11 protein-coding genes and 1 tRNA gene are annotated in these 12,754 nt (G+C 44.7%); 7 read left to right on the top strand and 5 right to left on the bottom strand.

The genetic code is table 11. From position 1 onward, the window contains the following. Positions 1-118: 118 nt before the first annotated feature. Together CIK88_RS07235 and CIK88_RS07230 are read right to left on the bottom strand one after the other, a co-directional pair. A complete protein-coding gene (locus CIK88_RS07235) occupies positions 119-1,033 on the bottom strand; it encodes an IS982 family transposase (protein WP_094435496.1) in 915 nt (304 codons plus the stop codon). A 736-nt stretch (positions 1,034-1,769) separates the two neighbouring features. After that, on the bottom strand, positions 1,770-2,837 hold the full coding sequence (locus tag CIK88_RS07230; RefSeq protein ID WP_094435494.1) for a M20 family metallo-hydrolase: 1,068 nt from the start codon (positions 2,835-2,837) through the stop codon (positions 1,770-1,772). 210 nt (positions 2,838-3,047) lie between these two features. Here CIK88_RS07230 and CIK88_RS07225 point away from each other — a divergent pair, with 210 nt between their 5' ends. The 5 genes from CIK88_RS07225 to CIK88_RS07210 all read left to right on the top strand — a co-directional run bounded on the left by CIK88_RS07225 (position 3,048) and on the right by CIK88_RS07210 (position 7,661). Then, positions 3,048-3,581 carry a hypothetical protein gene (locus CIK88_RS07225; RefSeq protein WP_094435492.1) on the top strand — a complete coding sequence of 178 codons (534 nt, stop codon included), beginning with the start codon at positions 3,048-3,050 and terminating at the stop codon, positions 3,579-3,581. Positions 3,582-4,022: 441 nt separating this feature from the next. After that, entirely contained in the window at positions 4,023-5,831 is a 1,809-nt protein-coding gene (locus CIK88_RS07220) for a long-chain fatty acid--CoA ligase (protein ID WP_094391756.1), read from the top strand. A 35-nt stretch (positions 5,832-5,866) separates the two neighbouring features. Beyond that, the gene (gene prfB / locus CIK88_RS07215) at positions 5,867-6,988 is read left to right on the top strand and encodes a peptide chain release factor 2 (protein WP_094391757.1); all 1,122 of its coding nucleotides are present in this window, start codon (positions 5,867-5,869) and stop codon (positions 6,986-6,988) included. A 46-nt stretch (positions 6,989-7,034) separates the two neighbouring features. Then, positions 7,035-7,175 (top strand): hypothetical protein, encoded by a 141-nt coding sequence (locus tag CIK88_RS12395; protein ID WP_158214658.1) that lies wholly within the window; start codon positions 7,035-7,037, stop codon positions 7,173-7,175. A gap of 3 nt (positions 7,176-7,178) precedes the next feature. Beyond that, positions 7,179-7,661 (top strand): CYTH domain-containing protein, encoded by a 483-nt coding sequence (locus CIK88_RS07210; RefSeq protein ID WP_094435490.1) that lies wholly within the window; start codon positions 7,179-7,181, stop codon positions 7,659-7,661. Between the two features lie 80 nt (positions 7,662-7,741). Here the strand turns inward: CIK88_RS07210 and CIK88_RS07205 are convergent, their stop codons facing one another. Then, on the bottom strand, positions 7,742-8,131 hold the full coding sequence (locus CIK88_RS07205; RefSeq protein ID WP_094435488.1) for a VanZ family protein: 390 nt from the start codon (positions 8,129-8,131) through the stop codon (positions 7,742-7,744). A 68-nt stretch (positions 8,132-8,199) separates the two neighbouring features. Here CIK88_RS07205 and CIK88_RS07200 point away from each other — a divergent pair, with 68 nt between their 5' ends. Next, entirely contained in the window at positions 8,200-9,570 is a 1,371-nt protein-coding gene (locus tag CIK88_RS07200; protein ID WP_094435486.1) for a sodium-dependent transporter, read from the top strand. 88 nt (positions 9,571-9,658) lie between these two features. Then, positions 9,659-11,014, top strand: a complete 1,356-nt coding sequence (locus CIK88_RS07195) for a sodium-dependent transporter (protein ID WP_094435484.1) — start codon at positions 9,659-9,661, stop codon at positions 11,012-11,014. 81 nt (positions 11,015-11,095) lie between these two features. On the opposite strand, the gene CIK88_RS07190 is transcribed toward CIK88_RS07195, so the two are convergent. Then, a tRNA-Pro gene (locus tag CIK88_RS07190) sits at positions 11,096-11,171 on the bottom strand. 90 nt (positions 11,172-11,261) lie between these two features. Beyond that, positions 11,262-12,587 (bottom strand): UDP-N-acetylmuramoyl-tripeptide--D-alanyl-D-alanine ligase, encoded by a 1,326-nt coding sequence (gene murF, locus CIK88_RS07185; RefSeq protein WP_094435482.1) that lies wholly within the window; start codon positions 12,585-12,587, stop codon positions 11,262-11,264. Positions 12,588-12,754 lie beyond the last annotated feature (167 nt).

Raw genomic sequence — 12,754 nt, 5'->3', positions numbered from 1 at the left:
TTACCCCAATTCGGGATAAAATAGCGATTAGTTGCATGTGAAGACAGATACGTGAATTCTCTTCCCATACCATCAGACATGGGCTATATATAAAGAATCGAAAGAGATTATTCTGTCCTTAGAACAATGTAAGTTGCTTCGTGTCTTCGATGCAGTATCCTTGCAATGCCTTTGGCTTGTTATCAAAGAAACAATATGCTCCCAAGGCAGAAATAAGGTTCATGATAAAGTTGCTTACAGATCTATGGCGTGAATGTACAATCTGTGCCGTATTCTTCAGCATGTCGTTAATGGTTTCGATAATGTATCTCTTGCGCAGCATCATTCTGTCATAGAATGGCATCAGCTTGTTTTTCATGTTTACGCGCAACCCTGTCACCAGCTGTATTCCATCCTCAAAGAGGAAGTCAAACAGCTTTTGCGAAATATAGCCTTTGTCAGCGAACAGCTTGCCATACAAACGTTTAGCAAGAACCTTGAACACATTCGGGTCCTTGTCGCTGACATTTGCACCAGTAAGTACAAACGCTATTATCTCGCCTCTGTCATTGCACGCAAGATGGAGCTTAAAGCCATGGCACCAACCCATAGTTCCTTTTCCGTCAGTGGCAATTCCCTTGAATACCTTATTGGCATATCTCCTGAGATTATGGCATACGGGTATCATCGTGGAATCAACGAATGTTATGCCAGTACATCTTCCGAAAGCCCCCAGATTAAGGAAGAACATGAGCTGGAAGAACACGCGGCTTTCCAACTCCACAAAGCGGTTGTACGACACGGCTTTCGGAAAATAAGACTTCATCGTACCCTTAATAAAGAACAGGTAGTAGTGCTTGAAATTGCGGAATGTACCGAAATGGAAATACAACAGAATCGTCATGATTTCACTGTCGGATAACGATGCTGCACGCCGTCTACGCTTCACTCCGCTATTGTCTTCCAACAAATTTCCTGCATTTTCTGCATCAAAATGTTTGCAAAACTCGTCTATAATACAAAATAATTCTGTAACTTTGCAATCGGTAGTCATATTAAATATTTTTGTAACTATTTGATTTTCACCTATAAAGGTACAAAATATTTATGAGACTACCAACTTTTTTATCAACTATTTCTTATCCCGAACTGGGGTAAAAATTATTTTCAGGCATTTTCAAACGGCTGACAAAGTTATTATCCAACGTTTGACAAAGGTGTTATCCAACGTTTGATAAGGGTGTTATCCAACGTTTGATAAAGGTGTTATCCAACGTTTGATAAAGGTGTTATCAAATGTTAGATAAGAGTGTTGTCAAACGTTAGACAAGAGCCTTTTCAACGTTGGAAATAAGTTGTTTCAAATATCGGAAACAAGTGGTGTCAAATATTATGCAATAGTCCTGTCCTACGTTTGACAAGGATGTTATCTGGCGTCAGAATATACAAATCATGTATTGTCGGCTATGCGGATGGACTGTTTTTATGGTGGCAACGGCAGAGGGTCTGGTGGTCGAATGGTGGTCGAAAACCGCCGAGTTAACGTAATCGACCACCCACGTAAGCTGCATACACATAGCGTGTTATGCCGTTGTGGTGGTCGAGTGGTCGAAATTTTGCGACGTCGCGTGTGCGTACGCGCGCGTATATTATTAGGTGTGCGCGCATGATTTATAAGAGGTTTGCCAGTCGGAAATACTAATCGAATAGGGTTGAAGCCGAAGTAAAACCCGATGGAATGGGAGTTTTTTATGTTTTCTCGGTTTGATTGCCGTAAATCACATTGACGCCTATTTCAAATGAATGGATTGCAACAGTTCCATGTAGGTGACAATGGCATTGCCAATCTCGTCGATACCTATATATTCATCTGCACTATGACTGCGACTCGATTCGCCCGGTCCGAGTTTCAGCGAAGCAAAGGGCATAAGAGCCTGATCGCTCAGGGTTGGTGATCCAAAAGGTGTCATGCCCATGTCGATACAACGGCTCACTATGGGATGGTCGGTGGAAATCGACGAGGATGACAGCCGGTAAGAACGGGCTTTCAGTTCGCTCTGCATCTGCGACTGTAGGTATTGGCAGAGTTCTTCGTTGCGGTAATACTCGTTGGTGCGCACATCGATGGTGAATTTACATTCGTCTGGAATCACGTTGTGTTGAGTGCCAGCGCCGATAATTGTTACCGTGGCTTTGGTCGGACCAAGTAGTGGACTGACCTTTTCAAACTCATGGTTGCGCAGCCATTGTATATCGTCCAAAGCTTTGTAAATCGCATTTTCGCCTTCGTTGCGTGCTGCGTGTCCGCTCTTTCCGTGTGCCACGGCATCGATCACCATCAGTCCTTTCTCGGCAATAGCCGGTTGTAAGCCAGTCGGTTCGCCCACGATAGCCACATCAATAGGTGGCAGTTGTTCGCGAATCAGCGTAAATCCATTGGCGCCGCTGACTTCCTCTTCTGCACTGGCTACATAAACCAGATTGTAGGCAAGGTCTTCGTTGCAGAGTGCGCGATATACCATAAGCAGACTGACAAGTCCGCCGCCGCAGTCGTTAGCGCCCAGTCCGTAGAGGCGTCCGTCTTCGATGGTTGGTGTAAACGGATCGCGTGTCCATGTGCTGACGGGTTTCACCGTGTCGATATGTGCATTAAGCAGTAGGGTAGGTTTGCCTTCGGCGTGTTTCCCGATAAGCATCAGGTTGTTGCCCACACGTTTCGGAGTCAGTCCCCATAGCTTCATTTGCTGTTCCATCAGGTCGGCAACGGCTTTCTCTTCACGGCTCACCGATGGTGTTTTGATGAGTTGTTGCAGCAGTCCCACTGCCTCTACGGTCATTTGCTGTATATTGTTTGTCATCGTTCGTATGTTATTAACCTGTTTGCAAAATTACACCTTTTTATTAATATAACAGCGAGAGAAGTGACGAAATGTTTTGTTTCTATGAGAAAATGTGTGATATTTTAATTGTCGGTTATTGTGTATTTCCTGTTTTTTGTTTAATTTTGCGAGTAAAAAGGACATTTCCTAACACAAACAATATTAATAAAAAATTACATTTGAAGAGTTATGAAGAAAAAGCTATCATTTATTCTTTTTTTTATTGTGTTTCTGGGTGATGTTTTATATGCACAATGCACAAAACCTGCAAAACCAGATTCCCTGCTTCTTACACTTGATGTTGACCATGTATTTTCTATACGCAATAAGGGTATGTCCATGCATGGTTATGACTTCAACTTTGGACTAAAATGTAAGCGCGTAGAGCTGTTTGGCACGTATGAGAGAATGAGTCATCATTTGGGAAAGGATGGCGTGAAAACCTATATGAATACCAATACCTTGGGTGTTGGCGTGGGTTATGACATCCAACAGAATAAGAAACGAACAAGTTTTACTCCTGTGCGCTTTAGAATGGCATGGCCTGTGGGACATCCTGATTGGAATAATAACTATTACGACCTGTCTATACACCATATTCATGCAGCGAACAGTAAGGCTATTGGCCTGAACCTTGGTGTGGGTTTCCGCTATGTAAATTCACGTTCGGAACTTAGTCCAAACCATGGTTTTGTGTATTGGTCGGTCGGTATTGCACTATAATACAGTTAGAAAAATATAGTATATACGTTCGAAAAGTCTCAAACTTGAGAACGTTGATAGTCGGCATGTCGGATGGTTGTCATGTGGTGTGAGAGAAAAAGTTTTAGATCAAACCGCTACAGATAATCATCCGATCATGCTTTTTCCTCCTTCTGTCTTTTCCTTCTCTTGCTCGGAAATGCAAAATAAATTGTGATTTATTTTGTATTTCACTCGATTTGCACCACCTTTGACGCCATGCGTCTTAGGTACTCACGCTCGGAAATAAAAGAAAAAAGTGTTTTTTTCTTTGTATTTCACTCGCTTATTCGTACCTTTGATGCTATGCGTCTTAGGTACTCACGCTCGGAAATAAAAGAAAAAAAGTGTTTTTTCTTTGTATTTCACTCGCTTATTCGTACCTTTGCACATATTATATATAATAAATAAGGAAAAACGCTTATGCAAGTAAGAAGCCACATGTCGGTATTGGTGCATGACCTCGCTAAGAAATATGGCGAGCGCGAAGCACTCATCTATCAGGACTTTGGCGGCAAGGAATGGAAGTCGTTGTCGTGGAATAAGTTTTCTGCAACCGTTAAACAAGTCAGCAATGCGCTACTCAACATCGGAGTGAAAGAACAGGAAAACATAGGTATATTCTCGCAAAACTCCATTCAGTATCTCTTCTGCGACTTTGGTGCATGGGGAGTAAGGGCTGTCACCATACCCTTCTATGCTACCAGTAGCGAGCAGCAAATACAGTTCATGATCAACGACGCCAAGGTGCGTTTCCTCTTTGTGGGCGAACAAGAACAGTACGACCGGGCACGCCGAGTGGTATCACTCTGCCCCACACTGGAACGTATCATTGTCTATGATGCCATGGTGCATATCTCAGAACATGATACCAATGCCATCTATTTCGATGATTTCCTCAAACTTGGTGACAAACTGCCACGTCAGACCGAGGTGGAACAGCGTCAGCGCGAGGCTAACAACGACGACATTGCCAATATCCTCTATACCAGCGGAACCACAGGAGACTCTAAGGGCGTGATACTGACCCATGGACAATTCCATGCGGCAATAATTGCCAACGACGAGTGTGTTGATGTCAATGAACACGACCGTGTGATGAATTTCCTGCCCTATACCCATATCTTTGAGCGTGGATGGGCTATTCTCTGCCTCTCTGAAGGTGCTACACTGATAGTAAACACCCATCCTCAAGAAGTGCAGCAGTCGATGCGCGAGACGCATCCCACCTGTATGTCGAGTGTGCCCCGATTCTGGGAAAAGGTATATCAGGGTGTGATGGAGAAGATAGACCATGCCAGTAGTGTGCAGCGCAAACTGTTCCATCATGCATTGGCAGTAGGAAGAAAACATAATATTGAGTATCTCAGCCTTGGCAAGAAACCACCGATGGCACTCCATCTCGAATACGAACTGCTCAACCGCACCGTATTCTCGCTCGTGCGTAAAGAGTTGGGACTGGAAAATGCACATTTCTTCCCCACAGCAGGAGCTGCTGTTAGTGAGCATGTGGAAGAATTTGTCCATTCCATCGGACTTAATATGATAGTGGGATACGGACTCACCGAATCGCTTGCCACCGTCAGTTGCGATCATCTCAACAAACCATATACCGTGGGAAGTGTAGGGCGCCCCATCAACGGCATCGATATCCGCATCAGCGATGAAGGCGAGATTCTGCTCAAAGGCCCCACCATCACCAAGGGATACTACAACCGTGAAGACCTCACCCGCCAGGCATTCACAGAAGATGGTTACTTCCGTACTGGTGATGCAGGATACCTGAAAAATGGTGAACTCTTCCTCAAAGAGCGCATCAAAGACCTCTTCAAGACTTCTAACGGTAAGTATATCGCACCACAGATGATAGAGTCGAAAATCTTGGTAGATAAGTATATCGACCAGATTGCTGTCATTGCCGACCAACGCAAATTCGTTTCGGCACTCATCATCCCCGTATATGGCATGCTTGAAGAGTATGCACGTGCGCATAATATCGCCTTTGAAAATCGAGAACAGCTTTGCGCTAATCCGCAAATCTATGCCATGATGAAGGAAAGAATTGATACCCTTCAGCAGCAGCTGGCACACTATGAGCAGGTGAAGCGATTCACACTCTTGCCCCACCAATTCTCAATGGAAAAGGGCGAGTTGACTAATACGCTGAAAATACGACGTCGGGTGCTCAACGAAAACTATAAGGCAGAAATCGACAAGATGTACGAAGACTAATGTCTTTCATATAATTATTATCGCCAACAGACACGATGATTACACAAGACCAACTGAAAGATGTCCTCGATAGGACTGACAAACTGCGTCATTATCTGAAGATCGACGAGAAAAAAATAGAATTTGAAGAAGAAGACCTGCGCACACAAGCACCTGATTTCTGGGAGGATCAGAAGCGGGCTGAGGCACAGATGAAGAAAGTGAAAGCCATCAAGAAATGGATTGATGGCTATAATGACGTGCGAGCTGCAGCAGACGAACTCCAACTGGCATTCGATTTCTACAAGGAAGAGATGGTTACAGAAGAGGAAGTCGATGCAGACTATCAGCGCGCCATATCGCTCATTGAGGACTTGGAACTGAAGAACATGCTCCGTCAAAAGGAGGATCCTATGGAGTGTGTACTCAAAATCAACTCAGGAGCTGGAGGTACGGAAAGTCAGGATTGGGCGTCGATGCTCATGCGAATGTATCAACGATGGGCTGAAGCTCATGGGTATAAAGTGAGCATTTCCAACCTTCAAGAAGGTGATGAAGCTGGCATCAAGAGTGTCACGATGCAGATTGAAGGTGGAGAATATGCCTATGGATATCTCAAAAGTGAAAACGGTGTGCACCGACTGGTGAGAGTATCCCCGTTTAATGCACAGGGTAAGCGAATGACTTCCTTTGCTTCTGTTTTCGTCACACCATTGGTTGACGATACCATTGAGGTGTATGTGGATCCGGCAAAACTCTCGTGGGATACCTTCCGTTCGAGCGGTGCAGGTGGACAGAACGTCAATAAGGTGGAGTCGGGTGTGCGCCTTCGCTATTGGTACACTGATCCTGATACAGGGGAGGAAGAGGAAATCCTCATTGAAAATACCGAAACGCGCGACCAACCCAAGAATAAGGAGCGCGCCATGGCTTTGCTTCGTTCACAACTTTACGACCGCGCCATGAAGAAACGTCTTGAAGCGCAAGCTAAGATAGAGGCGGGTAAGAAGAAAATAGAGTGGGGAAGTCAGATTCGCAGTTATGTCTTTGACGACAGACGAGTGAAAGACCATCGTACCAACTATCAGACATCTGATGTGGATGGCGTGATGAATGGAAAAATAGACGGTTTCATCAAGGCTTATCTCATGGAATTCCCTACCACCGATGAGGAATAAACGTATATTCGAACATAGAAATATATAACACTAAAAACTGAATATTATGAGTAAACAACATCAGGCCAAGCGTGAAGCATGGGCCAAGAAACAAGAGAAAAAGGGTTCTAAACTGATATGGTGGATTATCGGTGGCTTTATTGCACTCGGCTTGCTTTATATGGCTTGGGCATTAACCGTCCTTTAAACGATGGCTACAGAAATCGAACGCAAGTTTCTTGTCAGGGATGATTCCTACAAGAAACTTGCTTTTGCTCATAGTCATATCCAACAGGGTTATATCTGCAGTGAGCGCGGAAGAACTGTTCGCGTCCGCATACGTGACGAACGTGCCTATCTCACCATCAAGGGACCGAGCCTCGATGGTGGATTATCGCGCTATGAATTTGAGAAGGAGATAACCCTTGAAGAGGGACATCAGTTGATGCTACTCTGTGAACCGGGACTTGTCGATAAGACTCGTTGGCTTGTGCGTCATGGCGGACATGTGTTTGAAGTTGATGAATTTTATGGCGACAATACAGGTCTTGTTATGGCTGAAGTAGAATTGTCATCGATTGATGAAAGTGCAGAATTGCCCGATTTCATCGGAGTTGAAGTCACTGGAGATCGCCGTTATTACAATAGCCAACTTCGCCAACATCCCTATTGTAAGTGGGGTGATAAGTCATAGGTCGAAGACATGTTCTTGTTGCTGGTGGAAAAATAGTCGCTTAGCTACGATATATCCACTTTCAGTTAGTGTTGTTGGTGTTAGCGAAAAAACAACCGTTTGGCCAACATGCCTACTGCTGTGGCAAGTGTGATGCCAATGGAATTGGCTAATAAATCAAGCCAATCGCCACTCCGATGCCCATTGGTACAGTATTCCTGCAATAATTCTATCATACCACTCATCATGATGGGTAACAACCATACCCACCAAAATAGTTTGCGGTAGTTGAGGTGTGTATGACTTCTGAGATATTCCAACCATACCAATGTCCATGTTCCACCATACATAATCATGTGTACCCACTTGTCAATCAAGGGTACATCTTCCAACTCTGTTTTTGGAGGAGTGAAGAATGATAAATACCAGATAACGGCTATGCATATTAGCGATAATGGGTACTTTCTTATGATTTGTGCTGTTTTATTCATACAATTATAACAATTTGAGCGCAAATGTAGGAAATTTTTTATAATTTTGCAAGCAAAAACTGATTTATATGACAGAAAGAACTGGATTTGGAAGCAAACTCGGAGTGATTCTTGCCACGGCAGGTTCAGCAGTAGGACTGGGTAATGTATGGCGTTTCCCATACATGGCTGGTGAAAATGGTGGTGCTGTATTCATCATCATCTATCTCGCCTGTGTTCTGTTGTTGGGAATACCCTGTATGATTAGCGAGTTTATTGTGGGCCGCCATGGGCAGTCTAATACTGCGCGTGCGTACTCCAAACTGTCGGGTGGTAGCCCTTGGAAATTTGTAGGCTATATGGGTGTGCTTACTGGATTCCTCATTACAGGATATTATGCCGTTGTCACCGGATGGTGTCTGCAATACATCTGGGCATCGTTCATCGGTCAGTTGCAAGGCACACCAGACTATTTCAAAACCTATTTTGCCGAGCTTTCCTCTGATCCTGTTCGCCCTGTTTTATGGACCTTCGTCATGCTTGGTATCGCTTATTTGATTATTGAACATGGTGTGCGCGATGGTATTGAGAAGGCATCGAAGATGATGATGCCCACACTGTTTATCCTTCTGCTCATCATTGTTGTGGCTTCGTGTATGTTGCCTAATGCGGGTAAAGGCATAGAATTTCTGTTTAAACCTGATATGTCGAAGATGACTGGCGATGTTTTCCTTAGTGCATTGGGACAGAGCTTCTATTCGCTGAGTATCGCGATGGGCTGTTTGTGTACCTATGCCAGTTACTTCTCCAGATACACCAATATCACTACGTCAGCAACGCAGATTGCTATCATCGACAGCGTTGTTGCTATTCTTGCAGGACTGATGATATTTCCTGCGGCCTTCTCTGTTGGTGTCAATCCAGATAGTGGTCCTTCACTCATATTCATCACATTGCCCAACGTCTTCTCGCAAGCATTTGGTGCCATTCCCATAGTGGGTTATTTTGTGTCGTTGTTATTCTTTGTGTTGCTGAGTCTGGCAGGACTGACATCGCTCATGTCGCTTCATGAAGTAAGTACAGCTTTCTTCCAAGAAGAGTTTACCCTGTCGCGCAAGAAAGCTGCCCTTATAGTGACCATATCAACAGCTATCATCGGTGCGTTCTGCTCGTTGTCGCTGGGAGCGACCGATATCCTTGTCTTCGGTGGAAAGGCACTTTTTGATTGGTTTGACTTCATTACAGGACAAATATTCCTACCTGTTGTGGGATTCTTGACTTGTATCTTTATCGGATGGTTTGTACCTCATAAGGTAGTGCGTGAGGAGTTTACCAACTGGGGAACGCTTCGTAGCGAGTGGTACGCCCGTTTGTTTCATATCTACCTCTTCTTGGTGAAATACATCTGTCCGATGGCGATTCTATTCATATTCCTTCATCAGTTTGGACTGTTGAAATAGAATTTTGTCCATTTCATCGGAGTATTGTTGGGGCATAAGGACTATGTTCGTCTGCCATCTACATATTTATATATAAACACAAACCATTATGACAGAACGTGGAAACTTTGGTAGTAAGATTGGCGTGATACTTGCAACGGCAGGATCTGCAGTAGGCCTTGGTAACGTATGGCGCTTCCCCTATATGGCAGGCGAGAATGGTGGCGCTGCTTTCATAGTGATATATTTGGTATGTATTCTAATGCTTGGATTGCCCGGCATGTTGAGTGAGTTTATCATCGGTCGCCATGCGCAAGCCAATGCAGCGCGTGCCTACGATAAACTGTCGAAAGGTCGGCCCTGGAAGTTTGTCGGCTATCTTGGTATTCTCACTTCTACTATCATCCTCGGTTTCTATTCGGTAGTGGCAGGCTGGTGTCTGCAATACCTGTATGTAGCACTGACTGGCATGACGAGTGGCAATGTTGATGCCGTTCGAGAGTATTTCACCGATTTTTCCGGTGATGCGATGAAACCGGCTATTTTAGGCGTTTTGTTCATCTTAATCACCCAGTTTGTGGTGGTTCGTGGTGTGCGTGGTGGTATAGAGCGCGCTTCAAAACTGCTTATGCCTGTGCTTTTCGTGTTGTTGATTATCATCGTAGTGGCATCGTGCATGTTGCCTGGAGCCTTAGAAGGCATCCGTTTCCTGTTCTATCCCGACTTTAGTAAGTTGTCGAGCGACGTATTGCTCGAAGCATTGGGCCAATCGTTCTTCTCCTTGTCGTTGGGTACTGCATGTCTATGTACCTATGCCAGTTATTTCTCCAAAGATACAAACCTCTTGAAATCTGCATTCCAGATTGTGACCATCGATATGATGATAGCTGTTTTGGCTGGTTTGATGATATTTCCTGCAGCGTTTTCTGTAGGTGTCAATCCCGATAGTGGACCTTCACTCATATTTATCACCTTGCCTAATGTATTCTCGCAAGCCTTTGCGTCGATGCCCGTGGTGGGTTATGTGATTAGTGTGATGTTCTATGCACTATTGGTTTTTGCAGCGCTGACATCAACCATTTCGATGCACGAGATTGGTACTGCTTTCTTTACTGAAGAGTTTACTTTACAACGCCGTTACTCTGCTTGGGTGGTGACAGTTGCTGCAGGAGCTATCTGTGTGTTGTGCTCATTGTCAGTAGGAGGGCGTTCGTGGTTGCAAATCACTGGTGTAGCGCTGATGGATTTTTGTGATAAAATCACTGCCAACATTATGATGCCAATCGGAGCGATGCTCACTTGTCTATTCGTCGGATGGTATATTCCCAAGCGTACGGTCTATGCTGAGTTTACTAATCGTGGCATGACCAATCAGCGTTGGTTTATGATTTATCTCTTTGCCGTCCGCTATATTTGTCCCATCTGCATCCTCATCATCTTCCTCCATCAAATGGGAGTGGTTTGATGAAAGAGGTCATGCAGGTGAGCATATCCACGTGATGAAAAACACAAAGGCGGCAAGTGAAACGTTTCACTTGCCGCCTTTTGGTCGGGATGAGGCGACTCGAACGCCCGACCCCTACGTCCCGAACGTAGTGCGCTACCAACTGCGCTACATCCCGATTTTGCGGTGCAAAGGTACTAATTATTTATGAATAACGTAGAGAAAAACATTGTTTTTTTGCCTTTACACCCAAAATGCCACTTATTTGCTATAGCAATTCGGGCAGTTGGAATAGTTTGATGCCATTAGATCCTTTGATAAGGATATACATGTCTTGCGGCTGTTGGGCAGCAATGGCTGCTTTTACTTCTTCTATATCGTGGAATTTCTTGAAGCTGCATTCTGTCTTTGCGAACTCTTCGCCAACGAGCCATACCTGTTGGAAACCAGCTTGTTTGAGTTGTTCCACCACCTTTTGGTGTTCTTCTGCAGAGGCATCACCCAATTCACGCATATCGCCGAGGATTGCCATTTTTGCAGGCACATCCATGAGTTTGAAGTTGTCGATAGCAGCCTGCATGCTCGATGGATTGGCGTTATATGCATCGACCACGAGATGATTATGGTCGGTGACGGTCATCTGTGAACGATTGTTGGTGGGGGTGTAGTTGGCAATTGCCTTATTGATGAGTTCGAATGGTACGTTGTTGACATAGCCCACGGTTATTGCAGCTAGAATATTGTCGAGGTTGTAAGCACCGATGAGGTTGGTCTGCACCTCCATCCATTCGCTGGCATAGCCTGCATCGCTGTCTTGCTCTCGCCAGCGGAACTTAAGAAATGGAGAGCACGACACCACTTCGCCATGTATCAGAATATCGGGGTTGCTACTCTGACCATAGTAATAGATGTCTGCGAGACCTTCGGTCATAGCCATCAAGTGTTCATTGTCTCGATTGACAAACACAGGGCATTCGTGTTGTCGGAGATAATCGTAGAGCTCGCCTTTGGTATGGCATACACCTTCGAAAGATCCAAAACCCTGTAGGTGGGCACGCCCCACGTTGGTAATCAGTCCACATGTAGGTTCAGCCGTTTCTACCAGTGTTTTAATGTCTCCCGGATGGCTTGCTCCCATTTCCACTACTGCGATATCGTAGTCTTCGTTTAGTCTGAAGAGAGTTTTCGGAACGCCTATGTCGTTGTTGAAATTACCCTCTGTTGCCATTACGTTATAACATTCAGCGAGTACTGCCTTGGTGAGTTCCTTGGTAGTAGTCTTTCCGTTTGTACCCGTAATGCCTATGATGGGCAGATCGAAATGGCATCTGTGTTCGCGTGCCAAGTCTTTGAAAGTTTGCAATGTGTCATTCACTAAGATGTAGCGGCAGTCGTCTTTTTGAGTTTCAGGATTGGTGAGTTCGCTGACAATGGCATAGGCACACCCCTTCTCCAAAGCGGCCTGTGCGAATCGGTTACCATCAAACGAAGCCCCTTTAAGAGCCAAGAAGATGCTGTCTTTCGGGCATTCGCGCGAGTCGGTAGTGATGCACGGATGGGCGAGATAGAGTTTGTAGAGTTCCTTGATATCCATATATTTGTTGTTGTTTTGGTGATGCAAAGGTACGATTATGTGAGTGAACTGCAAAAGAATTGCCGTTTTTTCTTTGTATTTTCCTTATTTAACCGTAACTCTAGCGCTACACACCGAAGTTGCTGTCGTTCGAGAATAAAAAAGAAAATTGATATTTCTTTTTGTAT

Source organism: Prevotella sp. P5-50 (genome assembly GCF_002251295.1).
GTDB lineage: Bacteria > Bacteroidota > Bacteroidia > Bacteroidales > Bacteroidaceae > Prevotella.
The sequence above is the reverse complement of the archived record's forward strand: the minus strand, read 5'-3'. Positions and strand labels throughout refer to the sequence as shown.